Origin of the sequence: Isoptericola sp. NPDC057559, assembly GCF_042801555.1 — a bacterium.
Taxonomy (GTDB): Bacteria; Actinomycetota; Actinomycetes; order Actinomycetales; family Cellulomonadaceae; genus Isoptericola.
The window spans coordinates 1-25,386 of sequence record NZ_JBHVFQ010000030.1; the positions used below are offsets into that span (position 1 = coordinate 1).

20 protein-coding genes, 1 pseudogene and 1 riboswitch are annotated in these 25,386 nt (G+C 76.0%); of the genes and pseudogenes, 18 read left to right on the forward strand and 3 right to left on the reverse strand.

The genetic code is table 11. From position 1 onward, the window contains the following. The 8 genes and pseudogenes from ACFU5J_RS19225 to ACFU5J_RS19260 form a co-directional block, all read left to right on the forward strand. Positions 1-1,135: pseudogene (locus ACFU5J_RS19225) on the forward strand (DUF5107 domain-containing protein); the annotation flags it as partial. A gap of 26 nt (positions 1,136-1,161) precedes the next feature. After that, a complete protein-coding gene (locus ACFU5J_RS19230) occupies positions 1,162-3,672 on the forward strand; it encodes a beta-galactosidase (RefSeq protein ID WP_430579788.1) in 2,511 nt (836 codons plus the stop codon). Further along, positions 3,669-5,003, forward strand: a complete 1,335-nt coding sequence (locus tag ACFU5J_RS19235) for a cellulase-like family protein (RefSeq protein ID WP_430579789.1) — start codon at positions 3,669-3,671, stop codon at positions 5,001-5,003. The genes ACFU5J_RS19230 and ACFU5J_RS19235 overlap by 4 nt, the downstream gene beginning before the upstream one ends. Before the next feature lie 168 nt (positions 5,004-5,171). Next, positions 5,172-5,876, forward strand: coding sequence for a hypothetical protein (locus ACFU5J_RS19240; protein WP_430575877.1), 705 nt, complete (start codon positions 5,172-5,174; stop codon positions 5,874-5,876). A gap of 68 nt (positions 5,877-5,944) precedes the next feature. After that, on the forward strand, positions 5,945-6,640 hold the full coding sequence (locus ACFU5J_RS19245; protein ID WP_430579790.1) for a SipW-dependent-type signal peptide-containing protein: 696 nt from the start codon (positions 5,945-5,947) through the stop codon (positions 6,638-6,640). A gap of 87 nt (positions 6,641-6,727) precedes the next feature. Then, positions 6,728-7,735 carry a hypothetical protein gene (locus tag ACFU5J_RS19250; protein ID WP_430579791.1) on the forward strand — a complete coding sequence of 336 codons (1,008 nt, stop codon included), beginning with the start codon at positions 6,728-6,730 and terminating at the stop codon, positions 7,733-7,735. After that, positions 7,732-8,370 (forward strand): signal peptidase I, encoded by a 639-nt coding sequence (locus ACFU5J_RS19255; protein ID WP_430579792.1) that lies wholly within the window; start codon positions 7,732-7,734, stop codon positions 8,368-8,370. Before ACFU5J_RS19250 ends, ACFU5J_RS19255 begins: the two co-directional genes overlap by 4 nt. Further along, positions 8,363-9,289: a hypothetical protein gene (locus ACFU5J_RS19260; protein WP_430579793.1), complete on the forward strand. Its 927-nt coding sequence runs from the start codon at positions 8,363-8,365 to the stop codon at positions 9,287-9,289. Before ACFU5J_RS19255 ends, ACFU5J_RS19260 begins: the two co-directional genes overlap by 8 nt. An 81-nt stretch (positions 9,290-9,370) precedes the next feature. Here the strand turns inward: ACFU5J_RS19260 and ACFU5J_RS19265 are convergent, their stop codons facing one another. Then, entirely contained in the window at positions 9,371-11,953 is a 2,583-nt protein-coding gene (locus ACFU5J_RS19265; protein WP_430579794.1) for a LuxR C-terminal-related transcriptional regulator, read from the reverse strand. A 76-nt stretch (positions 11,954-12,029) separates the two neighbouring features. On the opposite strand from ACFU5J_RS19265, the gene arfB reads away from it, so the two are divergent. Beyond that, complete coding sequence (arfB, locus tag ACFU5J_RS19270) at positions 12,030-12,467, forward strand: alternative ribosome rescue aminoacyl-tRNA hydrolase ArfB (protein ID WP_430579795.1); 438 nt, start codon at positions 12,030-12,032, stop codon at positions 12,465-12,467. A gap of 87 nt (positions 12,468-12,554) precedes the next feature. On the opposite strand, the gene ACFU5J_RS19275 is transcribed toward arfB, so the two are convergent. After that, the gene (locus ACFU5J_RS19275) at positions 12,555-13,610 is read right to left on the reverse strand and encodes a LacI family DNA-binding transcriptional regulator (protein WP_430575870.1); all 1,056 of its coding nucleotides are present in this window, start codon (positions 13,608-13,610) and stop codon (positions 12,555-12,557) included. A 251-nt stretch (positions 13,611-13,861) separates the two neighbouring features. Here ACFU5J_RS19275 and ACFU5J_RS19280 point away from each other — a divergent pair, with 251 nt between their 5' ends. The 5 genes from ACFU5J_RS19280 to ACFU5J_RS19300 all read left to right on the forward strand — a co-directional run bounded on the left by ACFU5J_RS19280 (position 13,862) and on the right by ACFU5J_RS19300 (position 19,682). Beyond that, on the forward strand, positions 13,862-14,683 hold the full coding sequence (locus ACFU5J_RS19280) for a carbohydrate ABC transporter permease (protein WP_430576470.1): 822 nt from the start codon (positions 13,862-13,864) through the stop codon (positions 14,681-14,683). A 4-nt stretch (positions 14,684-14,687) separates the two neighbouring features. After that, positions 14,688-15,602, forward strand: coding sequence for a carbohydrate ABC transporter permease (locus ACFU5J_RS19285; protein WP_430575869.1), 915 nt, complete (start codon positions 14,688-14,690; stop codon positions 15,600-15,602). A 74-nt stretch (positions 15,603-15,676) separates the two neighbouring features. Continuing rightward, positions 15,677-17,020, forward strand: coding sequence for an ABC transporter substrate-binding protein (locus tag ACFU5J_RS19290; RefSeq protein WP_430579796.1), 1,344 nt, complete (start codon positions 15,677-15,679; stop codon positions 17,018-17,020). Positions 17,021-17,136: 116 nt separating this feature from the next. Beyond that, entirely contained in the window at positions 17,137-18,921 is a 1,785-nt protein-coding gene (locus ACFU5J_RS19295) for a beta-galactosidase family protein (RefSeq protein ID WP_430579797.1), read from the forward strand. 116 nt (positions 18,922-19,037) lie between these two features. Beyond that, positions 19,038-19,682, forward strand: a complete 645-nt coding sequence (locus ACFU5J_RS19300) for a YrhK family protein (RefSeq protein WP_430575848.1) — start codon at positions 19,038-19,040, stop codon at positions 19,680-19,682. Between the two features lie 27 nt (positions 19,683-19,709). On the opposite strand, the gene ACFU5J_RS19305 is transcribed toward ACFU5J_RS19300, so the two are convergent. After that, the gene (locus tag ACFU5J_RS19305; RefSeq protein ID WP_430575847.1) at positions 19,710-20,504 is read right to left on the reverse strand and encodes a GTP pyrophosphokinase family protein; all 795 of its coding nucleotides are present in this window, start codon (positions 20,502-20,504) and stop codon (positions 19,710-19,712) included. A 180-nt stretch (positions 20,505-20,684) separates the two neighbouring features. Next, positions 20,685-20,798, forward strand: a riboswitch (SAM riboswitch). Between the two features lie 372 nt (positions 20,799-21,170). Between ACFU5J_RS19305 and ACFU5J_RS19310 the strand changes: the two genes are divergently transcribed. The 4 genes from ACFU5J_RS19310 to ACFU5J_RS19325 all read left to right on the forward strand — a co-directional run bounded on the left by ACFU5J_RS19310 (position 21,171) and on the right by ACFU5J_RS19325 (position 25,315). After that, positions 21,171-22,394, forward strand: a complete 1,224-nt coding sequence (locus tag ACFU5J_RS19310) for an LLM class flavin-dependent oxidoreductase (RefSeq protein ID WP_430579798.1) — start codon at positions 21,171-21,173, stop codon at positions 22,392-22,394. 85 nt (positions 22,395-22,479) lie between these two features. Next, the gene (locus ACFU5J_RS19315; RefSeq protein WP_430579799.1) at positions 22,480-23,424 is read left to right on the forward strand and encodes a DUF1684 domain-containing protein; all 945 of its coding nucleotides are present in this window, start codon (positions 22,480-22,482) and stop codon (positions 23,422-23,424) included. Continuing rightward, the gene (locus ACFU5J_RS19320; protein WP_430579800.1) at positions 23,421-24,470 is read left to right on the forward strand and encodes an amino acid ABC transporter permease; all 1,050 of its coding nucleotides are present in this window, start codon (positions 23,421-23,423) and stop codon (positions 24,468-24,470) included. The genes ACFU5J_RS19315 and ACFU5J_RS19320 overlap by 4 nt, the downstream gene beginning before the upstream one ends. Further along, complete coding sequence (locus ACFU5J_RS19325; protein ID WP_430579801.1) at positions 24,467-25,315, forward strand: amino acid ABC transporter ATP-binding protein; 849 nt, start codon at positions 24,467-24,469, stop codon at positions 25,313-25,315. The genes ACFU5J_RS19320 and ACFU5J_RS19325 overlap by 4 nt, the downstream gene beginning before the upstream one ends. Positions 25,316-25,386: the final 71 nt, after the last annotated feature.

Consider the following 25,386-nt stretch of genomic DNA (forward strand, 5'->3'; position numbering starts at 1 on the left):
GCTGCACCGCGCCGACCTCGAGCTCGCCCGCGGCGACCGGGCGTCCGCCACCGACGCGCTCGAGCGGGCCCGGCGCGCCCCGCGGGACCGGGCGTTCCCGGCCGCGACCGACGACGACGCCCTGGCCCGGCTGCGCGCCGCCTGGCCGCACGACCCGCTCGTGGCGGGGCTGGCGGGCCACCGGCTCTACGCGGCGGGGCGGTACGCGGACGCGGTCGCCGCGTGGGAGGTCGCCGCGGCCGGCGACGGGACCGACCCGGTGGTGCTGCGGAACCTCGGCGTCGCCGCCCAGAACGTGCGCGGCGACGCGGACGCGGCGGCCGGCTGGTACGCCCGGGCGCGGGCCCTCGCCCCCGACGACGCGCGCCTGCTGTACGAGGCCGACCAGCTCGAGGCCCGGCGCGGCACCGCCGCGGCGCGCCGCCTCGCGACGCTGCTCGAGCGGCCCGACCTGATCGCCGTCCGCGACGACCTGTCCGTGCAGCTCGCCGAGCTCCTCACCGCCGCCGGTCGCGCCGCGGAGGCGGTCGACGTCCTGGCCGGGCGGTCCTTCCAGCCCTGGGAGGGCGGGGAGGGGCGCGTGCTCGCCGCGTGGGACGCCGCGCACCTCGACCTCGGCCGGCGCGCGCTGGACGGCGGCGACGCCGCGAGCGCCCTCGCGCACGCCACGGCGGCGCTCGCCCCGCCGGAGTCCCTCGGGGAGGCGCGGCACCCGCTCGCGACCACCGCCGACCTGCACCTGCTGCTCGGCGACGCGCTCGCCGCTGCCGGCGGGGCCCGGGACGACGAGGCCCGCGACGCGTGGCGGACCGCCGCCACCCAGCAGGGCGACTTCGAGGGCATGGCCGTCCGGGCGTCGGAGCGGACGGCGGCGTCCGTGCTCGCCCTGCGCCGGCTGGGCCGCGACGACGAGGCCCGGCGGCTGCGCGACGGGCTCGCCCGGTACGTCGAGGCGGAGGCCGGTCGTCGTGCGACCGTCGACTACTTCGCCACGTCGCTGCCCGCGATGCTGCTGTTCACCCGCGACGTCCAGCAGGACCACGACGAGCGCGTCCGGGCCTTGCGCGACCAGCTCGCCGCCCTCGACCGCGCACCCGCCACGGACCGGCACCCCACCGGCGCCGCGCCGGCCTGACCTGCCCCGCTGCTCGAAGGAGAGACATGCCCGACGACCTGGCGCGCCGCCGCTCCGCACCCCACCGCATGGTGGTCGCGCGCCCGGCGCCGCCGCGCCGCGGCCACCTCGGGCTGGGCGACCCGCCCGGGACGCCGGACGCGGTGGCGGTGACCGGCCGGCACCTCGAGCGGGCCGGCCGCCCCTGGCTGCCCGTGACCGGCGAGGTGCACTACTCCCGCATCCCGCGGCGGCGGTGGTCCGAGGTCCTGGGGCACGCGCGGGCGGGCGGGCTCGACACCGTGGCCACCTACGTCTTCTGGCAGGCGCACGAGCCCACGCCCGGCGAGTTCCGCTGGGACGGCGACCTCGACCTGCGCGCGTTCGTCGAGCTCGCGGGGCGCCACGGGCTCGACGTCGTGGTGCGCATGGGCCCGTGGGCCCACGGCGAGGCGCGGCACGGCGGCTTCCCCGACTGGCTCGTCGCGCGCGGCCAGGCCACCGGGATGGCGACCCGGACGAACGACCCGGCCTACCTGGAGCTCGTGCGCGCCTTCTTCGCGCAGACGGTCGCGCAGCTCACGGGGCTCGCGCACGCCGAGGGCGGCCCCGTCGTCGGCGCGCAGATGGACAACGAGCTGTACGACCAGCCCGAGCACCTGGCCACGCTGCGGCGCACGGCCGAGGAGCTGGGGCTGCGCGTGCCGCTGTGGACCGCGACGGGCTGGGGCGGTGCGCAGGTGCCGGCCACGCTGCTGCCGGTGTACAGCGCGTACGCGGACGGGTTCTGGGAGGACGCCGGCACCGCGTGGCCCGCGTTCGCGCCCGTGCACTTCCGGTACTCCGCCGTGCGCGACGACCTCGGCGTCGGCGCCGACCTGCGCGAGGCCCTCGACGGCGTGGTCGTGACGCCGGGCGCCGTGCCGCTCGACGGCGCGGCACCGCCGGACGGTGACGCCCTCCCGTACGTCACCTGCGAGCTCGGCGGGGGGATGCACGTGGCCTACCACCGGCGTCCGCTCGTGACCCCCGAGGACGTGGCCGCGCTCGCGCTCGCGAAGCTCGGCAGCGGCTCCGTCTGGCAGGGGTACTACATGTACGCCGGCGGCACCCAGCGCACCGGGGGGCACGGCACCGAGCAGGAGTCGCACGCCACCGGCTACCCCAACGACGTGCCCAACCGCACCTACGACTTCGGCGCCCCGGTGGGGGAGCACGGCCAGGTGCGCCGCCACCACCACCTGCTGCGCCGCCAGCACCTGTGGCTCCAGGAGGACGGCCCGGCGCTCGCGGCCATGACGGCGACGGTGGGCGGCGGCAGCGAGGACCCCGGCGAGCTGCGCTGGTCGGTGCGGTCGGACTCCCGCCGCGGGTACCTGTTCCTCACCACCTACCAGCCGGCCCGCCGCCCGCTGGCGGCGCAGCCGGGCGTGCAGGTGGAGGTGGTGCTGGACGACGCGGCCGTCGTCGTCCCGTCCCGCCCGGTGGACCTGCCGGCCGGCGTCTCGGTCGCGTGGCCGCTGCGGTTCCCGCTGGGTGCCGGGCTGGTGCTGCGCAGCGCGACGGCGCAGGTCCTCACGCGGCTCCCGGACGGCCCCGGCGTGGACGGCACGGGGGACGGGCTCGTCGTGCTGGTCGCGACCGACGGCGTGCCGGTGGAGCTGGTGCTCGACGGCGACGTCGACGCGACCGGCCCGGTGGCCGCCCGCCGCGAGGACGGTGCGACCGTCGTCGACCTCACGGGCGGCCCCGGCCCGGACGCCGTGGTCGGGCTGCGTGCCCCGTCCGGAGGCCCCGGCGTCCGCGTGCTGGTGCTCGACGAGGCTACGGCGGACCGGCTCTACCGGCTGGACGTGCTCGGCCGCGAGCGGCTCGTGCTCTGCGAGGCCCCGGTGCAGGCGCTGGACGGCGCGCTCGTCGTGCACACGGACGCCCCGGCCGTGACGGTGTCGCTGCTGCCCGCGCCCGCCGGCCTCGTCGCGTCGTCGGCCGCCGGCGCCGACTGCGCCGACAAGGCCCGGGTGGCCCCGGCTCCCGCCGGCCCGGACCGCGGCGCCGGCACCCTCTGGACCTCGTGGACCGTGGCGGTGCCCGGGGCGGGGACCCGCCGTCTCGCGACGGACCTGCGCCCGCACGCCCCCGCCCCGCCGGAGCCCGCGCGCGGCGGGCCGATGGACCGGCTCAGCGCGCCGACCGACTTCGCCGGCGCCGCCCGCGTGCACCTCGACGTGCCCGCCGGCGCGCTCGTGGACGTCGACCGTGCGCTGCTGCGCGTCGCGTGGACCGGGGACGTCGGGCGCGCCGTGCTGCACCGCGCCGGCGGCGACGAGGTCGTGGGCGACCACTTCTGGCACGGCCGGGACTGGGACGTCGACCTCACGCCCTGGCGCGACGACGTCGCCCGGGGCGGCCTGACGCTCGAGCTGCTGCCCTGGCGGCGTGCCACCGGCGTCTGGGTCGACCCGTCCGTGCGCGACGTGCCCGACGGGATCGCCGTCGCGGCGGTGGACGTCGTCCGCGTGGCGCGCGTGGTGCTGGTGGCGGGGGAGGACGCGTGAGCGCCGGGACGGCCCGCATGGTGACCGGCGCCGGGCAGGCGACGCCCACGGCAGGCCCCGGCCGGGCCGCGGTGCCCGCGCACCTGCCCCCGCGCCTGGCGATCACGCTCTGGGACTTCTCCTGGTACGTGCGCACCGGGCCGGGGGAGCCGTTCCAGGACCTGGACGCGGCGTTCGCCCGCGCCGCGGAGCTGGGGTACAACGCCGTGCGGGCCTGCGTGATGCCGTTCCTGCTGTTCCGCTCCGGCCTCGACACGACGGCGCTGCGGCTCGGGCCGATCGGCGGCGGCTACGCGTCGCGGGTGCGCTGGTACGACGTGCGGGAGCCGACGACGATCGACGCCCGCGCGCACCTGCTGGACCTGTTCCGCGGCGCCGACCGGCACGGCATGACCGTGATCGCGTCGTCCTGGGAGTACCAGCAGAGCCCGGCGTTCGCCGTCGACCGCGCCTGGTACGACGCCCTCGACGCCGTCGATCCCCAGGAACGGCTGACCGTGCTCGGCGAGGCGATGGCCGACCTCGTCGACCTGCTGCGGGCCGAGGGGCTGGACCACGTCCTCGCGTACGTCGAGCCGCACAACGAGGTCCAGGCGGGGCACCTCACCGCCGGGCTGCCCGGCGTCGAGGACCCGGTGGTGGAGCTGCGCGGGCGGCTCGAGCGCGGGATCGCCGCCTTCTCCGCGCGCCACCCCGACGTGCTGTGCGGGCCGAACTACGCCGCCGTCCCGGTCACCGCGATGCGCGGACTGCCCCGCAACGCCGGGGTGCTCGGCGTGCATCCCTACGTGTACGGCGTGCTGGACGACCTGGTCCGCGAGTTCGCGCTGCGCGGCGACCCCGCGGACTTCCCGCAGGACCGGGCCGACGCCGAGCTGCTGCGGCCGGGGGCCCCGCGGCTGGACGAGTGGGCACCGCCGGCCGACGAGGAGTGGAAGCGGCGCGCGTCGATCGTCGGCCACGCCGAGATCTACCTGCACGACTGGTGCGACCCGCAGGCGGTCGACCGGTGGCTGTACGAGCGGTACGGCGCGCACCGCCTCGCCATGGCGGAGCGCCTGCGCGAGTGGATCGGCGTCGCCGCCGACCACGCCGCGCGGCTCGGCGTCCCGCTCGTGCTCGGGGAGGGCTGGGTCGGCTACACCCCGCGCGACACCCGCTTCGAGGAGGGGCCGGTCGGGGCGCAGATCTGCCGCGACGCCGTCCGGCACGCGGACGCGGTCGGCGCGTGGGGCTCCGTCGTGTGCTCGAACGCGGCCCCGCAGCACGCCATGTGGCTCGACGAGGAGCTGCAGCGGGAGTGCACGGCCGTCATCCGCGGCCTGCGGTAGCGCGCCGGGCCGCGCTACTCACCCGGGGCCCGCGTCCCCACCCCTCGGGCGCGGGCCCTACTGAACGACGCCCGCGCGCCGCGCATCGAAGCGCTTGCGCACCTGAGTAGCGGGTGCCGGCCGCGCAGGCTCCTTGCATCGAGACCACCGATGCGAACGGAGCCCGTCGTGACCACCCAGCAGCCGCAGCCCGGACGTCGACCGACGCCCGGCCCGCGCGACCGCCGGCCCGCCGGCGCCGTGCGGCGTGCGGACACGCGGGCCGCCCTCGTGGCGGTCGTGCTGGTGTGCCTCGCGGGTGCCTCGTGGCTCGTGCGGTCCGCCGTCGTCGGCGACCCGGGCGCGCTCACCGACATGGACGGGCGCCAGGTGGTCCTCGAGCACGCCCCCGACGCGACGGGCGCGCAGGCCGCGCCGACCGGCGGTCACTTCGTCGCCCCCGAGCAGGGGCTCGACGTCCCGCTCCTCGCGATGACCGTCACCGGCCAGGTCGTCAACCCGCCCTCGCTGGTCGACGCCTACCTGCTGCGCGGGTACGGCTCGCCGACCGACCCCGGCTCGGGGCTGGTCGTCGTGGCCATGCACGCCGTGCGGGACGGGCACGCGCCCGGGAACGCCTTCGTGGACCCGGACGAGGGCGCGCAGGTGTCGCTCGACGCCGGGGACCCGCTCGTCGTGGACGGCGTGGCCTACGCCGTCGACGGGGTCGAGGTGCTCGGCAAGGACCGGGCGGCGCAGTCCCTGTGGGACGACGCGCCCGCCCGCGACGGCGAGCTGCTGGTCCTCACGTGCCTCCAGCGCCCCGGCACCGCCGGCGCCGCCGCCGAGAACCTCGTCGTGCACGCCACGCGCACGACCCGGGCCGGCGCCTGACCCTCCATACCCACCAGACCCGACAGACCCCACCGACCCCACCGACCCACCCACCGAAGGAGAACATCATGGCCAGCAGGAAGACCAAGGGAATCGTCGCCGGCGTCGCCGGCGGGGCGCTGCTGCTCGGCGCGGGCGGGACGTTCTCGCTCTGGGCCGACCAGGAGCAGCACCCCGGCGGCACGATCACCCCCGGCCACCTGAACGTCGACGCCGGGCCCGTGACCTGGTACGACTCGTCGCCGGACCGCCTGGACCCCACCGTCTCGTACACCCCCGGGATCGGCCAGTGGCAGGACTACAACCTGGGCCAGGAGGCCACCTGGAACGGCGTCTCGACCGACTTCGCCGGCTGGTCGGGGGAGATCGAGGGCCTCGAGAAGGACCCGAACATGTGGCGGATCGTCCCCGGGGACCAGTTCTTCGGCCACACCACCGTCAAGGTCCAGACCGAGGGCGACAACATGCGGGCGCACCTCCGGGTCGAGACCCCGGGCGTCAGCGGCGACCTCGCCGATGCGACCGGCCTGCGCTACCTCGTGGTCCGCCACGGGGGCGGGCAGGCGATGGGCGAGGCCCGGCCGCTGAACGAGCCGGTCGACGTCCCCGTCGAAGGCACCTACGGCGACGCCTTCGAGGTCCTCATCATCGGCGACTTCTCGGAGAACATCTCCGGCGGCCCCGGCGACGCGATGAGCCTCATGGGCCCGGACACCATGGCCCAGCTCGACAACCTCACGGTCACCCTCGAGCAGGTCCGCTGACCGCACCGCCGGCGCGGCACCCGACCCCTCGAGGGCAGGGTGCCCGTCGGCCTCGCCCTTCGGCGGCCCCAGGACAGGAGAAGGACCATGACACGCAGACGCGCGGCCGCGCTGACGGCCGCCGTTCTCTCCGCCGTGCTGCTCGCGGGCGGGGCGGGCGGGACCGCCGCCCGGTGGCACGCCGCGGCGCACGCCCCGGTGGGCTCCGTGGCGAGCGGCCGGCTCGCCGTCGACGTCGCCGACGGCCGGTGGGACCTCGACCCTGGGCAGCTGGAGACGCTCGAGCCCAACGCGAGCGTCGTGGGCACCTACGACGTCACGATCGACCTGCGCGGCACGAACCTGGTGTCCGACGTCGAGCTGGCGATCCCTGCGTGGGAGGGCAGCGACAACGTGCTCCTGGCCGCGCTGGACGTCGACCAGGTCGTGGACGTCGCCGGCGGTGGCACCGTGCCGTGGGGTCAGCCCTTCACCGTCGTGCCGCAGGGGCACGCCGATGCCGGCGGGGGCGGACCCGTCGTCGAGGCCGACGCCGACGGCGAGGTAGCCCTCCGGGTGACCGTCACCATCGGCGTGCCCGCCTGGCTCGGGAACGAGTTCCAGGGGAAGACGCTCCCGGACGCCGAGCTCACGGCGACGGCGGCCCAGGTGCGCGGCGGCGGCACGGCGGGCCTCTGGGACGACGCCGACGCGGCGCCCCTTCCCCGGATCGGGACGGGAACGCTCGGCGTCGAGATCGAGCGCAAGGCCACCGCGGACGACGCCGCGGACGACACGGCGCCGGACGAGAAGGCCCCGGACGAGACGGCCCCGGACGAGACGGCCCCGGACGAGGCGGACGTCACGCCGGCGCCGGACGACGAGGCACCGGCCGGGCCGGACCCGACCGCGGTGCCGGACGACCCGGCCCTGACGACGACGGAGCCACCCGACCCGGAGGACGCCGACCCGGCCGCGCCGTCGCCCGACACCCACACGACCGCCCCGGCCCCGGACGACGACCTCGCGTCCGCGAACGAGCGCGCGGGCGGCGCGACGACCGACGAGACCGACGGGCCGCGGTCCGCCGCCGGCACCGCCGAGGAGGACTCATGAGCACCGTCGAGAACGCTGCCGCACGGCCGACCTCGCCGTCGGGCGGCGCGCGCACCGAGGCCGAGAGCAGCGCGGCCGACACCAGCCCGGCCGGGACCACCACGGCGCCGCCGGCACGCCGGTCGGCGTGGGGACGGATGTCCTCGGCGGCGCTGACCGTCGTGGTGGTGGCGCTGCTCGCGCTGGCGGCCGCGGTGGTGCTGGTGCCCCGGTTGCTGGGCGCCGTGCCGCTGACCGTCCTGTCCGGGTCCATGGAGCCGGCGCTCTCCCCGGGCGACGTGGTGGTGACCCGGCCCGTCGACGCGGACCAGATCCGCGTCGGGGACGTGATCACCTTCCAGCCCGAGTCCGAGGACCCCACGCTCATCACCCACCGGGTGACCGGCGTCCGGACCGGCGCCGAGCCCGGCTTCGTCACGCAGGGCGACGCCAACGGTGCGCCGGACGCGCCGATCGTCGCCGACCAGGTGATGGGCCGCGTGGCCTACTCGGTGCCGTACGTGGGGCACCTGACCAACGCGTCATGGGCCCCGCAGGCCGTGACCGGCATCGCCGTGCTGCTGATCGCCTACGCGCTGGTGTCCGTGCTGGTCCCGGCCCGGCGACCCACCACGAAGGAGGCGCGCGATGCGTGACCTGACGACCACCCGCACCCGCCCCACCACGGCCCGGGACACGCTCGTGCGCGTCCTGGCGCTCGGCACCTGCCTCGGTGTCGCGGCCGGGGTCGGCGGCGCGTCGGCGGCCGCGGCCGCAGGAGGGACCGCGGGGACGGCGGCGGGCGAGGCCGACCCGGCCGTCGTCCTGCCCTGGGACGGCCGGGCGGACGAGGTCATCGTGGTCGACGGCGCCCTGTGGGGCCGCGTCACCGTGGTCCCCGGCGACGGGGACACCCGGTCGGTGCGCGTGCGCAACGACGGGCCCACGGCCGGCGAGCTGACCGCGACCATCGTGGACGCCGCCGCCCTGGACGCCGCGGACGACCCGACCTGGGTCGACGACGCCTTCTACGACGACCTGACGATCAACGGGGTCCCCGCCTCCGTCCTCCACCAGAAGGAGACCCTGATCCAGACGACGCCGCTCGCCGCGGGGGAGAGCACCGACGTGACGCTCATGTTCGCCTTCGACGGGCACACGGGGAACCGGACCGGCGGCGGCTACGACGAGGACGCCGGCGAGATCGTCAACCCCGACGGGGTGGGCCCGCGCGAGTTCGGCTTCGACGTGCTGCTGCGGCTGACCGGCGACGCCCCCGGTCCGGGCCCCGAGCCGAGCCCGGACCCGAGCCCGGACCCGAGCCCGGACCCGTCGGGCACGCCGAGCGAGCCCGGGGACCCCGGGCCGTCGACCCCCGCCGCGCCCGGCGGCGGTTCAGGTGGCCAGGGAGCCGGCGGGGAAGGCGTGGCCGACCACCGAGCCGGCGTGACGGGCCCGCTCGCCGCGACGGGCGGGCACGCCCTCGGCCGGGAGGGCTGGCTGCTGCTCGGCGCCGCCGCCCTCGTGCTCGTCGCCGGCGCGTCCGCGTGGGCGGCCCGCCGCCGGGCCGGCTGACGCCGCCCGTCGTCGGGCTCCCAGGCCCTCGGGCCCTCGGGATCTCGGGATCTCGGGTTCTCGGGATCTCGGCGGGCGGTCTCAGCGGCGCAGCGCGTCGGCGAGCTCGGCGCGGTGGGAGATGGCGAGCTTGCGGAACACGCGGAACAGGTGGTTCTCCACCGTCCGCACGGACAGGGTCAGCCGACGGGCGATCTGCTGGTTGGACAGCCCGTCGGCGGCGAGCTCGGCGACCTGCTGCTCCCGGTCGGACAGGTCGCCCGGCGGCGCCAGCGTCATCAGCAGGGCGACGGCCTCCGGCCCGTGCGGCTCGACGAGCGCCTGCGCGCGCTCGCGCTCCTCGGCCCGCCGCTGGGGCCCGTCCTGGCCGGCCGCCCGCACGGCGGCCACCACCGCCCGGACCCCCAGGAGGATCTGCCCGTCGGCCAGCAGGGAAGCCCCCAGGTGGCGGGCCTCGTCCGGGTCCTCGGTCACCAGGGCGCGGACGAAGCGCGCGGTCTGGCGGGCGTGCCCCGCGGGGAGGGAGCGGGCGAGCGCCAGCACCTCCTCCGCCCGCGCCGGGTCCGGGTGCAGGTCGAGCGAGTAGCCGGCCATCGCGACCGCCGCGATCCGGTAGCCGCGCCGCAGGAGGCTCTCGTACTCCTGCCACAGGGCGTCGGCGGCGTCCGGCTCACGCCCCTGCACGAGCCCGTCCCGCCCGGTGCCGAGTCGGGCGAGGGTCCAGCTCGGGGTGGTGCCCGGCAGCGGGCTGAGGCCGATGGAGCGGACGGACGCCTGGCCGGCGAACGCCCGCGCCGCCCCCATGCGGCCGTCCTGCAGGGCGATCCCCGACGCCAGCGACAGGTTCGCCGCCTCGTAGGGGCGCTGGGTGCCCGACGCGAGCCCCGTCGCGAGGACCGAGGCCAGGTGCTGGCGGAGCTCGGTCAGGCGCTGGCTCAGGAACAGCGCCATCGCGACCACGTAGCCGTGGCCGTGGATGGCGTCGACGTCGAGGCGGGCACGCCCGTCCGCCAGGTGCCGCCTCGCCCATGCCAGTCCCTCGTCCAGCCGTGCGTCGAGGACCAGCGTCAGGCCGTAGAGCACCTCGCGGCCCTGGCCGAAGTCCGACCGGTCCGGCGGCAGCCCCTCGAGCAGCTCGCGTGCGGCCGCCGGGTCGCCGAGGAACGCCAGCCGCTCGGCGCGCGTCGTCGCGACGGCGTCCGCGGCCTCGGGGGACATCGCCGCGCCCGCGAAGCGCTCCAGGGGGTCGTCGTCGGAGACGTCGTCGAGCAGCATGGCCAGGTGGGACTCGACGGCGGCGAGCATCGGGTCCCAGTCCTCGCCGGCGTGCGACCCGGCGAGCCGGACCTGAGCGGCGGGGAGGTCCTTCTCGACGAACGCGAGCACGAGGGCGTGCCAGCTCGTGAGGGTCGCCATGGCGCGCGGGTCGCCGTCCTGGGGCGTGCGCTCCAGGACGTCGCGCAGCGTCACGGCGTCCGCGTCCCCCACCAGGAGCGCGCGCAGGTACGCGACCGCTGTCGTGGGGGTGGACGACGTCTCCCAGGCGGCCTTGCGGACCAGGCGCTCGCGGCGCCAGTGCTCGAGCAGGAGCCGGTGGAACACCGCGTCCGACTCGTGCTCCGCCTCGGGTCCCGGCGGGCTCAGGGCCTCGGCCGCGGGGTTGGTGCCGGGGGTCCGGCCGTCCGGCGTCACGGCGAGCGCGTCGGCCAGGGTCTCGTCGAGGCGCAGGCGGCGGGCCGCCGACCCCGAGCGCCGCAGGTACTCCGCGACGATCGGGGGGAACACGCCCACGTGCGTCACGCCGTCGAGGGTGACGAAGCGCAGCAGCCGGCACTCGTCGAGCTCCTCGAGACGCTCCCAGCCCACCAGCCGCCGCACGAGCCGCGCCTCGAGCGTGCCCGCCAGCGCCAGGGTCTCGAGCGCCTCGCGGGCACCCACCGAGAGGTCCTGGAGCAGCGGCTCGACGGTGCGGGTCACCTCGGCGTGCCACAGGTCGGGGCCCGCCTCCCACACGCCACCCTCGCGGACGATCAGCCCGTGCCGGTCGCCCGCCCGCGCGATCGCCGCGACCAGCGCGGGGATCCCGCCGGACAGGCTGTGCACCCGGCGCGCCAGCTCCGTGGCGATCGCGCCCGGCAGGAGCTCGTCGAGCATCGACTGCGTCCCCACGAAGTCGAGCGCCCGGACCGTGATCTGCACGCCGGGCCGCACCTCCTCCGGGAGGCGGTGGGCCTCGCGCAGGCGCGCCGGCAAGGGGCGGGACACCGAGAGCAGCGGCGTCCGGGTGCGCGAGTGGAACGCGGTCAGCACCCCCGCCGTCACCGTGTCGAGGTCGTCGACGTCGTCCGCGATCACCACCGTCCGGCCGACGCGGGCGTGCGCGTCCAGGGCCTCGACGGCGGCGGCCACGGGGGAGCCGCCGTTCCGCGCCGGCACGAACCCGGCGACCGCGAGCACCTCCAGCGGGCGGTCGGACAGGGCGGCGAGGCCGTCCACCCGCACCACCTGCCACCCGTGGCCGTCGAGCAGCCGGGTCACCCCGCGGAGCAGCACGGAACGGCCCGAGCCCTTCACCCCCAGCAGGTCGACGCTCGACCCGGCCAGCAGGTGGTCGACGATCTCGACCTCGAGCTCCTCCTGGAGTGCGCGCGCACTGTCGGCCATCGCCCCATCGTCCGCCACGGCGGGACATGTCGCTCAGGCAGCAGCCTTGTGCCGGCGGGGGCGGCATGATGGGCCGGTGCCCCGTGACCCCCGCCCCGGCCTCCGGGTGACCCCTGAACTCGTCGTGCCCGAGGCCGAGCTGGCATGGCGCTTCTCGCGGTCGTCGGGGCCGGGCGGCCAGGGCGTGAACACGGCCGACTCGCGGGTCGAGCTGTCGTGGGACGTCGTGGCGTCCGCGGTGCTGTCGGACGCGCAGCGGGCGCGGGTGGTCGAGCGGCTGGGCGGCCGTCTGGTGGGCGGGGTGCTCACCGTGGCGGCGTCCGAGCACCGGGCGCAGCTGCGGAACCGGGAGGCCGCCCGGGTGCGGCTCGCCGCGCTCGTCGCGGACGCGCTCGCTCCGCCGGGGCCGCGCCGCCGCGCGACCCGGCCGACCCGCGGCTCCGTGACGCGCCGGCTCGACGCGAAGAAGCAGCGGTCGGGCGTCAAGAGGCTGCGCCGGCCGCCGTCGGACTGACCGTGCGGGTGCCGGCCGCCCGGACCGGTGAGCTGTCAGGGCCAGGGCGAGGTCTCCCCGGCGCGCGCCCTGACAGGTGCACCGGGGCTACCGCGGCGCGGGCCCGCTGCTCTGCCGCACGGTGAGCCGCACGGGCACGGTCTCGTGCGTGCCGCTGAGGTCGACGCCGTCGCGCACCTGGCGCAGCAGCAGGTCCACGAGGCTGCTGCCGATGCGCGCGAAGTCCTGCTCCACGGTCGTGAGCGGCGGCCACAGGTGCTCGGCGAGCGTGATGCCGTCGAAGCCGACGACGGACACGTCCTCGGGCACGCGACGGCCCGCCTCGTGCAGGGCGTGCAGCACGCCGGCGGCGGTCTCGTCGTTGGCGCAGAACACCGCGGTGACGTCGGGGTCGGCGGCGAGGCGGGCGCCGGCGGAGTAGCCGGTGCGGGCGCTCCAGTCGCCGTGCAGCGGGTCGGGGACGGGACGCCCGGCCGCCTCGAGCGTGGCCCGCCAGGCGTCGATGCGGCTCTGGGCGGGCAGCGAGTCGTCGGGGCCCGCGACGTGGTGCACGGTGCCGTGCCCGAGGTCGAGCAGGTGCTGCACGGCCAGGCGCGCGCCCTCGGTCTGGTCGGCGCGGACGGCGGGGTGCGTCCCGACGAACCGCGAGTCCGACACGACGACGGGCAGCTGGGCGGGCAGCGCCAGGGTGTCCGGGGTGGCGGACTCGGCGCGCACGATGACCAGGCCGTCGATGGCCTGGTGGGACAGCCGCGCGACGGCGGCGGAGACGTCGTCGGGGGAGGGGCTCTCGACGTCGACGATCGTCACGGTGTAGCCCTCGGCGCGCGCCGCATCGACGACGGCCTCGACGGTGCGGGACTCGCCGGTGCGCGCCAGGCGGTGGGCGATCACGCCGATGGTGCGGAAGCTGCCGTAGCGCAGGGCGCGGGCCGCGGTGTTGGGCGCGTACCCGAGCTCCGCCATCGCGGCGAGGACGCGCTCGCGCGTGGCGGGCTTGACGTTGTCCAGCCCCATGGAGACGCGCGAGACGGTCTGGGAGGAGACGCCGGCCAGCGCCGCGACCTCCGCCATCGACGGTGCCGTCCGCGAGCGCCCGCGTCCCTGGGGGCGCGCCTCGGGCGCACCGTTCGTCTCGACCATCCCTGCCCTCTCGTGACCTCGGCCGTCGGCCCGCGACGGCGACGTCGCGGGCCGGGTGCGGCGGCCGGGGCTTGACATCTCCCGCCGCCTCGCGACACTCTAATGCCGCCAGGATGTTTACGTAAACATTCGGCCCGTCCCCTGGGAGTTGCTCCGTGACCGCTGTCGCTCCGGCATCCTCGCCGCCCACCGTGCCCGTGCTGCGCCGCAGCGGCCGGCGCTGGACCGGGTGGGCGTTCGTCGGCCCCTTCATGCTGGTGTTCGCGCTGGTGTTCCTGGCGCCGATCGCCTACTCGCTCTACCTGTCCGTGTTCCGCACGCAGATGGTGGGCGGCACCACGTTCGTCGGCCTCGAGAACTACTCGCAGGCCCTCGCCGACCCGCAGTTCTGGGAGGGGCTGGGCCGCGTCGCCCTGTTCCTCGTGGTGCAGGTGCCGATCATGCTCGGCATCGCGCTGCTGGTGGCCCTCGCGATCGACAGCGGCCGGCTCTACGGCAAGAGCTTCTTCCGCATCTCGATCTTCATGCCCTACGCGGTGCCCGCCGTCGTCGCCTCGCTCATGTGGGGCTTCATGTACGGCACGCGCTTCGGCCTGGTCGGCAACATCAACGACGCGTTCGGCATCAGCCTGCCGAACCCGTTGTCGCCGGACCTCGTCCTCGCGTCGATCGGCAACATCGTGACCTGGGAGTTCGTCGGCTACAACATGCTGATCTTCTACGCCGCGCTGCGCGTGGTGCCGCACTCCCTGTACGAGGCGGCGGAGATCGACGGCGCCGGCCAGTGGCGCGTCATCAGCGCCATCAAGCTGCCGGCCATCCGCGGCGCGCTCGTCATCGCCACGATCTTCTCGATCATCGGCAGCTTCCAGCTCTTCAACGAGCCCAGCATCCTCAAGTCGCTGGCGCCGAACGCGATCACGACGTCGTACACGCCCAACCTGTACGCCTACTCGCTGTCGTTCTCCGGCCAGCAGTACAACTACTCCGCGACCGTGGCCATCATCATGGGCCTGATCACCATGGTGATCGCCTACGTGGTGCAGCTGCGCGGCATGCGCAAGGAGCCGTGACCCCGTGTCGACGCTGACCGCGACCCCCGCCCGTCCCGCCCCGCGCCTGCGCACGCCGCGCCACCACTCCGTGGCCCGCCCGCGTCGCAGCACCCTGCTCACCGTGCTCACCACGGTGGTGCTGGTGTACTCGCTGGTGCCCCTCGCGTGGCTGCTCATCAACTCCACGAAGACGCAGGCCGACCTGTTCTCCTCGTTCGGCCTCTGGTTCGGCGACTCGTTCTCCCTGTGGGACAACATCACGGCCACGCTGACCTACGACGGCGGCGTCTTCGTGCGGTGGTTCGCCAACACCGTGCTGTACGTCGTGGTGGGCGCCGGCGGGGCGACGTTCCTCGCCGTGCTCGGCGGCTACGCCCTGGCGAAGTTCGACTTCCCCGGCAAGCGCGGCGTGTTCGCGCTGGTCATCGGCGCGGTCGCCGTGCCCGGCACGGCGCTCGCCGTCCCGACCTTCCTGATGTTCAGCCAGATGGGCCTGACCAACACGCCGTGGGCGGTGATCATCCCTTCGCTCATCTCGCCGTTCGGGCTCTACCTCATGTGGACGTTCGCCTCCGAGGCGGTGCCCGGCGAGCTGCTCGAGGCCGCCCGGATCGACGGCGCGGGCGAGTTCCGCACGTTCTTCCGCGTGAGCCTGCCGCTGCTCGGCCCCGGCATCGTCACGGTGCTGCTCTTCACCATGGTCGCGACCTGGAACAACTACTTCCTGCCGCTGATCATGCTGCGCGACTCGTCCTGGTACCCGCTGACGCTCGGCCTCAACGCGTGGAACGCCCAGGCGGCCACCGCCGGCGGCGAGGCGATCTTCAACCTCGTGATCACCGGGGCCCTGCTCACCATCCTGCCGCTCGTGGTCGCCTTCCTGCTGCTGCAGCGCTACTGGCAGTCCGGCCTCGCGGCCGGGTCCGTCAAGGAATGACCGGGAGCGACCCGCACTCCCACCCGCAGTCCCGACACGCTCCACCCCCGTCTGACGATGAAGTGAGGACACCCATGAACGCACGACCCCGCCACCTGGTGCGCGGAACCGCCCTCGCCGGCGTGCTGGCGCTCGGCCTGACCGCCTGCGGCGCCGGCGACGACGGCGGCTCCGGCGGCGGCGACGCCGCGCCCGTCGACACCGCCTCCGTCCTCGACAAGGGCGGCGAGATCACCGTCTGGGCGTGGGAGCCCACGCTCAAGGACGTCGTGAAGGACTTCGAGTCGACGTACCCGAACGTCACGGTGAACCTGGAGAACGTCGGCACGGCGAACGACGAGTACACCGCGCTGCAGAACGCGATCGCCGCCGGCGACGGCGTGCCCGACGTCGCGCAGATCGAGTACTACGCGGTGCCGCAGTTCGCCATCTCCGAGGCTCTGGCCGACCTGGGCCCGCTGGGCGCCGCCGACCTGGACGGCACGTTCAGCACCGGCCCGTGGAACGCGGTGCACAGCGGCGACGGCGTGTACGGCCTGCCGATGGACTCCGGCCCGATGGCCCTCTTCTACAACAAGGACGTGTTCGACAAGTACGGCGTCGACGTGCCCACCACGTGGCAGGAGTACCTCGAGGCCGCCCGGACCATCCACAAGAAGGACCCGAAGGCGTACATCGCGAACGACATCGGCGACGCCGGCTTCACCACCAGCATGATCTGGCAGGCCGGCGGCCACCCCTACCAGGTGGACGGCACCGACGTGGCGATCGACTTCGCCGGCGACCAGGGCACCAAGGCCTTCACGGACGTCTGGCAGCAGCTCATCGACGAGGACCTCCTCGCGCCCGTGGGGTCGTGGAGCGACGAGTGGTACCAGGGCCTGGGCAACGGCACCATCGCGTCGCTGACCATCGGCGCCTGGATGCCGGCCAACCTCGAGTCCGGCGTGCCGCAGGGCAAGGGCAAGTGGCGCGTGGCCGAGATGCCGCAGTGGGAGGCCGGGCAGCACGCCTCGGCCGAGAACGGCGGCTCCTCGCTGACCGTGCCCGCCGCCAGCAAGAACGCCGAGCTCGCGTACGCGTTCGTCGACTACGCCACGCACGGCGACGGCGTGCAGACCCGCATCGACGGCGGCGCCTTCCCCGCGACGACGGCCGACCTCGAGTCGGACGCGTTCCGCGGCACGGAGTCCGCGTACTTCGGCGGCCAGAAGATCAACGAGGTGCTCGCCGACTCCGCCGCGAACGTCGTGGACGGCTGGCAGTACCTGCCCTTCCAGGTCTACGCGAACTCGATCTTCAACGACACGGTGGGCCAGGCGTACGTCTCCGGCACCACGCTGACGGACGGTCTCGCCGCGTGGCAGGAGCAGTCCGTCACGTACGGCAACGGCCAGGGCTTCACCGTCAACAAGTGAGCGCGGCCGCGTGACGCGGCGGCGGGGCGGTCCCCGCCCCGCCGCCCGTCGCGCGCCGTCCCGTGCCCGACGGCACGGCGCCCCCGAACCACCGCGACCGAAAGGCCCGCCACCCCATGCCCACGTTCGAGATCGGCGAGCGCGACTTCCTGCTCGACGGCCGCCCCTTCCAGGTGATCAGCGGCGCGCTGCACTACTTCCGCGTGCACCCCGACCAGTGGGCCGACCGGATCCGCAAGGCGCGGCTGATGGGGCTCAACACGATCGAGACGTACGTGGCGTGGAACTTCCACGCCCCCGAGCCGGACGCCTTCGACCTCACCGGCCGGCGCGACCTGGGCCGCTTCCTCGACCTCGTCGCCGCCGAGGGGCTGCACGCGATCGTGCGCCCCGGCCCGTACATCTGCGCGGAGTGGGACGGCGGCGGGCTGCCGGCGTGGCTGTTCGCGGACGGGAGCGCCGGCGTGCGCCGGCACGACCCGGCGTTCCTCGACGCGATCGGCACCTACTACGCGCACCTGCTGCCCGTCGTGGCCGAGCGCCAGGTGACCCGCGGCGGGCCGGTGCTCATGGTGCAGGTGGAGAACGAGTACGGCGCCTACCCGGGCGTCCCCGCCGACGAGCGCACCCGCTACCTGCGCGCGCTGGTCGACCTCACCCGCGCGCAGGGGGTCGACGTGCCCCTGTTCACCTGCGACCAGGCCGACGACGAGCACCTGTCCCTCGGCGGCCTGCCCGAGCTGCACAAGACGGCGAACTTCGGCTCCCGGTCCCTGGAGCGGCTCTCGGTGCTGCGCCGCCACCAGCCCACCGGGCCGCTGATGTGCACCGAGTTCTGGGACGGCTGGTTCGACTCCTGGGGCCTGGAGCACCACGTCACCGCGCCCGAGACCACGGCGGCCGACCTCGACGACCTGCTCGGCGCGGGCGCGTCGGTCAACCTCTACATGTTCCACGGCGGCACCAACCTGGGCCTGACCAACGGGGCGAACGACAAGGGCACCTACCTGCCCATCACCACGTCGTACGACTACGACGCCCCGCTGTCCGAGCACGGCGCGCCCACCGCCAAGTTCCACGCCCTGCGGGCGGTGATCGCCAAGCACGCGCCGGTGCCCGACGAGGTGCCGGTCGAGCCGGCCCCCGCGCCCGTGCTCGACGTCGCCCTCGACCGGCGCGTGGCGCTCGACGGCGTCCTGGACCTCGTGTCCGGGCGGACGTCGCGGACGTCGTCACCGCGGCCCCCGACGATGGACGACCTGCGCCAGTGGTCCGGCTTCGTGCTGTACGGCACGCGGGTCGGCGCCGACGACGCGGTCCTCGTGGCGGACGAGGTGCGCGACCGCGCCGTCGTCGCCCTCGACGGCGACCCGGTGGGAGTGCTCGACCGCACCACCCACGCCTGGTCGGTGCCGCTGCCGCGCCGGGCGGGCACGCTGACCCTGCTCGTCGAGGACCGCGGCCGCGTGAACTACGGCGCCCGGATCGGCGAGCCCAAGGGGCTCGTCGGGACGGTGCGCACCGCCACCCGCGAGCTCACCGACTGGGAGGCCCTGCCCCTGCGGCTCGACGTCGCCCCGGCGCTCCTGCCCGACGCCGTGTGGGGACCGGGCGACGACGTGGCACCGGCCGCCGGACCGTCGTTCCACCGCGGCACGTTCGCCTCCGTGGCGGGCGCCGACCACTTCCTGCGCCTGGACGGCTGGACCCGCGGCCTCGCCTGGGTGAACGGCGAGCTGCTCGGCCGGTACTCCAGCCAGGGCCCCACCGGCACGCTCTACGTGCCCGGCCCGCTGGTCCGCGCCGAGGGCAACGAGCTGGTGCTGCTCGAGCTGCACGGCACCGCCGCCCCGCGCGCGCGGTTCGTGGCCGAGCCCGACCTCGGCCCGACCGAGGCCTGACCGGCGCGGCGCGGCGTCCCGACGGCGCCCGCCCCGCGAGCCCCGCGGCGCGGACGTACGCTCACGACGCCGGGAGGAGCCCGGCGAGGGCCGGCCGCGACGTGGGGTGGTGCGCGATGGCGACCAGCACGCAGGGCACCCGCGAGCGCCGCCTGCGCCGGGAGGCGTGGGGGTTCGCGGCGGGGTCGGTCTGCTTCCTGGTGGGCGCGCTGCCCGCGTACGCCGCGTGGGCGGGGCCCGTCGGCACGGGGATCACGTTCGTCGTGGGATCGGTGCTGTTCACCGCGGCGGCGGTGGTGCAGCTCGCGCTGAGCGGCCGCCGCCCGCCCGGGCCCGGGGCGGTCGCCGCCGACCGGTGGGACTGGTGGTCGGCCGCGGTGCAGCTGCTCGGGACGCTGCTGTTCAACGTCAGCACCACCGTGGCGCTGACCGCGGCCGTGGTCGACCCGGGCGACGTCGGCGCGGGGTGGCGGCCGGACGCGTACGGCTCGGCCGCGTTCCTCGTGTCGAGCGCGATGGCCCTGGTCGCGACGTCCGACCGGGGGCGGCTGTGGGACACGGACGCCCGGACCTGGCACGGCACCTGGCTGAACATGGCGGGCTCGGTCGCCTTCGCCGCCTCCGCGGTGGGCGCCTACGTGGCGCCGGGCACGGACGCCGACCTCAGCCCGTGGTGGTCGACGGCGGGGACGCTGGTGGGCGCGGCCTGCTTCCTCGTCGCGGCGCTCCTGTCGCGGCGGGCGGTCGAGGCGGCGTCCTGACCGGGTCGCTCGGCGCCCTGCGCCGGCTCAGTCGTCGCGGGACGAGCGCATCGCGATGCCCTCGGCCCGGGCGGCGCCCCAGAAGTTGTGGAACAGCTCCTCGGGGGTGAGCTGGTCGTCGCGGTGCTCGACGGGGTCCGCCTCGCCGGCGATGGCCTTGACCTCCTCGTGGATGCGCTCCATGGAGCTGTCGAGGGACGCGGCGACGTCGGCGGCGAGCTTGAGCGAGTCGGTGAGGTGGCGGGGCACGTCGCGCTCGTACTTGTAGTAGATCTTGTGCTCGAGGCTCGCCCAGAAGTCCATCGCGATGGTGCGCAGCTGGATCTCGACGACGACGTCCTCGACCCGGTCGGACAGGTAGACCGGCACCTGCACGATGAGGTGCAGCGACTTGTACCCGTTGGACTTGGGGTGGGCGATGTAGTCGCGCTCCTCCAGGACGGTGAGGTCGGTCTGCCCGACGATCATGTCCCGCACCTTGTAGATGTCGGACACGAAGCTGCAGGTGACGCGCACGCCGGCGACGTCGAACATCTGCCCGCGGACTCCCTCGGGCGTGAGCGGGATGCCCTTGCGCCGGCACTTGGCCACGATCGACTCGAGCGACTTGAGGCGCGAGCTCACGTGCTCCACGGGGTTGTAGTTCTGCATGTGCCGGAACTCGTCGCGCAGGATCGAGATCTTGGTCATGACCTCGTCGATCCCGAACTTGTAGGTGAGCACCAGCCTCCGCAGCTCGTCCACCAGCGCGCGGATCTCGGCGGCGTCGGGGGAGAGGTGCCCGGGTCCGTGCCCGGGGAGGTGCTCGGCGTTCTGGCTCACGACGTCCACGGTAGACGGGTTCGCGCGAGGACCCGAAATCCGATAAAACCGGTCGGATCTGTTCGGTATGCGAGACGGACCCCGCGGACCGTTGACAGCCCGGGGTCCGGCACCTACTTTCCTGCGCACCGGGTCAGGCGACCGCGGCCCCTCGCGGGGGTGCGGCGCAGGTCCCGGGACGGTCATGAGCTCCGACGCGAAGCCCCGGCTCGTCGGACGGCAACCCCCTGCGCGGGTGGGTGCCCCGGGTGAGGACCAGGCCCGCCGCCGCCGGCGGTCGGGCAACACGCAGTCCCGCCTCGGCGGGCACCAGGAGAGGACGAGCATGAACCGCGACGCGACCACCGTGCGTCCCCTGTCGTCCCGGAACGACCAGGCCTCCGCGAGCGCCCCGTCGTACGCCGTCCCGAGCACGTCGAGCCGGCCGTGCACGCCGGGCGCCACCACCACCGCGTGGTGTCGACGCCGCTGACCGCGGCCTGACCCTCCGCCGCGCACCGCGGCGGACCGTCCCCGACCCGGCCTCCGCCGGGACCGGCCGCAGCCGGCGTCCCTCCGCCCCTCGCCGGCGGACGTCCTTCCCTGCCCTCCGGCAGCCGCGCCCACCGCGGGTCCACGACCCGACGGCGCCGTGCGCGCGCTCGCCGTGCCCCGATCGGAGCCGACGTGTCGTACCCGCAGTCCTCCTCGTCCCCCGCGCCCACCGCCCCCGCCGCCCGGCCCCTCGTGCTCGGCGTCGACCTCACGGCCGCCGGCGCGCGCCCCGGCGCCCACCGGGCGCGCGGCATCGTGCAGCCCCGGTCGTTCGACGGCGAGCGCTTCGTGCAGCTCGTCCGCCGCGCCGACGCGGGCCGCCTCGACCTCGTCACCCTCGACGAAGGGTTCCTGCTGCACCCCGGCCGCCGCCAGGTGGCGGGCCGCCTCGATGCCGCGGTCGCCGCCGCCCGGGTCGCGCCGCACACGACGCGCACCGGGCTGGTCGCCACGGTGGACACGGCCGACGTCGACCCCGCGCACGTCGCCCGGGCGATCGCCCGGGTCGACCAGGCGAGCGGCGGCCGCGCCGGCTGGCAGCCGGGCCTGCCCACGGGCGCCGTCGTGCAGGACGAGGCCTGGGCCGCCCGGGCCGGGACCGTCGCGGCCCGGGTGGCAGGGCACTGGGACGGGCCGGCGCGGGGCGACGGCGCGGTGGCCGTCGACGCCGACGGCCGCTTCCGCGTGGACCACGACGGCGTCCGGTTCGCCGTGCGTCCGCGGGCCGCGGACGACCACCCCCGTCAGGGCCGCCCTCCGGTCGTCGTCGCCGTGCGCTCCGAGGCGGCGCTCGAGCTCGCCGCCCGCTCGGCCGACGTGGCGCGGGTGGCGGCCACCGCGCCGGCCCGCGCGATCCACCTGCGGACGCGGCTGCGCGACGCCGCGGCCGCCGCGGGCCGCGACCCCGACTCCCTGGTCGTGCTCACGGAGGCGTACGTGGTGCTCGCCGACGACCGGGCGAGCGCCCAGGCCCGCCTCGAGCTCGTGGAGGCGCTCGAGGGACCCGAGATCTCCGGCGGCCTGCTCGTCGTGGCGGGCACGCCGGACGACCTCGCGGAGACGATCGTCGACTGGCGCGAGTCGGGGGCCTCCGACGGCTTCCTGCTGCGCCCCTCGTCGCTGGGGCCGGACCTGGACGCCCTCGTCGACGGGGTGGTCCCACGCCTCGTGCGCGACGGGGTGCTCCCGCCCGCCGCCCCCGCGCCCCGCACGCTGCGCGAGGCGCTGGGGCTGGGCGACGCGGGCCGTGCCCCCGCGGCCCCCGCGGCCCCCGCAGCCCGCGAGGCCGTCGGTGCGCGCCCCGTGGCCCGGCCCCGGGCGTCCCGGACGGCCGACGCACGGCTGGTCCGCGCATGACCCCGCGCCCGCGCCGCCGGCCCGCGCCGTGCGGCCGCCCCGACAGCGCCCGCACCCACCGTCCCCTCGCGACCGGAGGTCTCCGATGACCGTCACCGACAGCGCGCGCCCGCCGCGCGGCACCGACCCGAGCACAGACCCCGGCACCGAGCCTGAGGCCGGACCGCGGGCGCGCCGGCGCGCCGACCGCGAGCGGGAGCTCGCCGCCCCGCACGGCTGGCTGAGCCTCACCGCGTTCCACTGGCTGCCCGCCCGGCCCGCGTCGCTGCCGGGCCTGCCCGGCCTGTGGCTGGCCGACGACGCGGGAGCGCACCTGCGCCCCGGGGAGGGTGCCGGCCCCCTGCTGCGCGGGTCCGCCGTGCGCGACGGGTCGTTCGACGGCGACGTGCCCGAGGGCGGCAGCACGGTCCTGGGCACCTTCCGGCCCGACGGGCGCGAGCCGGTCGGGCCCGGCGCCGGGGCGGTGGCCCACGACCCCACCCGCGACGAGGCCCTCGACGAGCGCTCCGGCGAGACGTCCGAGGTCGCCGTCGAGCTGGTGCGCCGCACCGGGCGGCTCGCGGTCCGGCTGCGCGACCCGCACGCCCGGGCCCGGCTCGACTTCGCCGGCGTGCCCGTCTTCGAGCACGACCCGACGTGGGACCTGACGGTCCCCGTGCGGCGGTACGCCGCGCCGCGCGACGTCGTCGTGGGCGCCGCCCGGCCCGGCCTCGTGCACCACCTGGACGCGGTCGGCGAGGTGGACCTGACCCGCGGCGACCGCACGGTGACCCTCGTCCTCACGGGCACCCCCGGCGGCGCGCCGACGCTCCTGTTCAGCGACGAGGCCGACGGCGTCGCGCCGTGGCGCGTGGTGCGGCCGACCCTCCCGGAGGGCCTCGCGCCCGGCGCGTCGGGCACCGCGCGCCTCGACCTCAACGCCGCCGTCAACCTGCCGTACGCGTTCAGCGACCACGGCACGTGCCCCGCCCCGCCGCCCGGCAACCACGTGCCGTTCGCCGTCACGGCGGGGGAGAGGGCGCCCCGATGACCGCCGTCACCGCGCCTCCGCCCCGCGACGTCGTCGCGGCGCCGGCCGCGTCCCCCTACGACCGGCTGCCGATCGTCCCGGCCCGCCACCCCGGCCGGTGGGCCGCGACGGCCGGCGTGGCCCTGCTGCTCGCCATGGTCGTCAGCTCGCTGCTCACCAACGACCGGTGGGAGTGGGGCGTCGTCGCGCAGTACCTCACCTGGCCGTCGATCCTCTCCGGCGCCTGGGCGACGATCCGGCTCACCGCGGCGGCGTCGGTCGTGGGCTTCGCGCTCGGCACCGTGCTGGCCCTCATGCGGCTGTCCCGGTCGCCCCTGCTGGTGAGCGTCGCGTGGGCCTACACCTGGTTGTTCCGGTCGGTGCCGCTGCTGCTCCAGCTGCTGCTCTGGTACAACCTCGCCTACCTCTACCCGCACCTGAGCCTCGGCGTCCCGTTCGGGCCCGGGTTCCTCTGGTTCGACACCCTCGGCCTCATCGACAAGTTCGGTGCTGCGATCCTCGGCCTCGGGCTCTCCCAGGCGGCCTACTCCGCCGAGATCGTGCGGGCCGGGATCCTCAGCGTCGACCAGGGGCAGCAGGAGGCCGCCGCGTCCCTCGGCATCCCGCGCCGCCGCCAGGCGACCCGCATCGTGCTGCCGCAGGCGATGCGCTCCATCGTGCCGACGGCGGTCAACGAGGTCATCGGCCTGCTCAAGGGCACCTCGATCGTGTACGTGCTGGCGTACGGGGAGCTGTTCTACATCGCGTCCGTCATCTACGGCCGCAACGGCAAGGTCGTGCCCCTGCTCATCGTCGCGGCCGTCTGGTACCTCGTGCTGACCACGCTCATCACGGTCGTGCAGTACTACGTGGAGCGGCACTACGCGAAGGGCGCCGTGCGCACCCTGCCGCCCACGCCCCTGCAGCGCGTGCGCTGGACGGCGGCCGTCACCCGGGCCCGCCTCACGGGGCGGCCCGTGCCCGCCCACGTCCCGCCCGCCTTCGCCGCCCGCGCGCGGGTCGGCGTCCTCACCCGCACCGCCCGCACCTCGGGAGGCCCGGCATGACCGCCACCGCCGCCACCGCCGCCACGACCGCCGCCGCCACGACCGCTGCCGCTGCGGACAGCGGGAGCGCCGCCGCAGGCCGCGTCGAGGTGCACGGCCTGCGCAAGAGCTTCGGCACCCTGGAGGTGCTGCGCGGCGTGGACCTCACGTTCGAGCCCGGCACCGTCACCGTCGTCCTCGGGCCGTCCGGCTCCGGCAAGTCGACCCTGCTGCGCGCCATCAACCACCTCGAGAAGGTCGACGCCGGGTTCGTCACCGTGGACGGCGACCTCGTCGGCTACCGCCGCCGGCGCGGGCGGCGGGGCGACGTGCTGCAGGAGCTCAAGGAGCGGGACATCCTCGGGCAGCGCACCCGGATCGGGTTCGTCTTCCAGGGGTTCAACCTCTTCCCGCACCTGACCGTCCTGGAGAACGTCGTCGAGGCGCCGCTGTCCGCGCAGGGCCGGCCGCGCTCCGAGGTCGAGCCCGAGGCGCGGGAGCTCCTCGCGCGGGTCGGCCTCGCGGACAAGGCCGGCGCGCGCCCGCGCCAGCTCTCCGGCGGGCAGCAGCAGCGGGTCGCGATCGCCCGCGCCCTCGCGCTGCGCCCGCGCGTGCTGCTCTTCGACGAGCCCACGTCCGCCCTCGACCCCGAGCTCGTGGGCGAGGTGCTCGCGGTCGTCAAGGACGTCGCGAGCACCGGCGCCACCCTCGTCGTCGTCACCCACGAGATCGGCTTCGCCCGGGAGGTCGCCGACGCGGTCGTCTTCATGGACGACGGCGTCGTGGTCGAGCAGGGGCCGCCCGGCCAGGTGCTCGACCACCCGCGCCACGACCGCACCCGCGCCTTCCTCGACAAGGTCCTCTGACCGCCCCGTCCTCCCCCGCCCCACCCTCGACCACCGCCACCGCCCTCTCGACCCCCGACCCAGGAGATCCC

Coding starts and splice junctions, on each gene's coding strand:
- ACFU5J_RS19230 (WP_430579788.1), top strand. CDS start 1,162: ATGCCCGACGACCTGGCGCGCCGCCGCTCCGCACCCCACCGCATGGTG.
- ACFU5J_RS19245 (WP_430579790.1), top strand. CDS start 5,945: ATGGCCAGCAGGAAGACCAAGGGAATCGTCGCCGGCGTCGCCGGCGGG.
- ACFU5J_RS19250 (WP_430579791.1), top strand. CDS start 6,728: ATGACACGCAGACGCGCGGCCGCGCTGACGGCCGCCGTTCTCTCCGCC.
- ACFU5J_RS19255 (WP_430579792.1), top strand. CDS start 7,732: ATGAGCACCGTCGAGAACGCTGCCGCACGGCCGACCTCGCCGTCGGGC.
- ACFU5J_RS19260 (WP_430579793.1), top strand. CDS start 8,363: ATGCGTGACCTGACGACCACCCGCACCCGCCCCACCACGGCCCGGGAC.
- ACFU5J_RS19265 (WP_430579794.1), bottom strand. CDS start 11,953: ATGGCCGACAGTGCGCGCGCACTCCAGGAGGAGCTCGAGGTCGAGATC.
- ACFU5J_RS19275 (WP_430575870.1), bottom strand. CDS start 13,610: ATGGTCGAGACGAACGGTGCGCCCGAGGCGCGCCCCCAGGGACGCGGG.
- ACFU5J_RS19280 (WP_430576470.1), top strand. CDS start 13,862: ATGCTGGTGTTCGCGCTGGTGTTCCTGGCGCCGATCGCCTACTCGCTC.
- ACFU5J_RS19290 (WP_430579796.1), top strand. CDS start 15,677: ATGAACGCACGACCCCGCCACCTGGTGCGCGGAACCGCCCTCGCCGGC.
- ACFU5J_RS19295 (WP_430579797.1), top strand. CDS start 17,137: ATGCCCACGTTCGAGATCGGCGAGCGCGACTTCCTGCTCGACGGCCGC.
- ACFU5J_RS19300 (WP_430575848.1), top strand. CDS start 19,038: ATGGCGACCAGCACGCAGGGCACCCGCGAGCGCCGCCTGCGCCGGGAG.
- ACFU5J_RS19315 (WP_430579799.1), top strand. CDS start 22,480: ATGACCGTCACCGACAGCGCGCGCCCGCCGCGCGGCACCGACCCGAGC.
- ACFU5J_RS19320 (WP_430579800.1), top strand. CDS start 23,421: ATGACCGCCGTCACCGCGCCTCCGCCCCGCGACGTCGTCGCGGCGCCG.
- ACFU5J_RS19325 (WP_430579801.1), top strand. CDS start 24,467: ATGACCGCCACCGCCGCCACCGCCGCCACGACCGCCGCCGCCACGACC.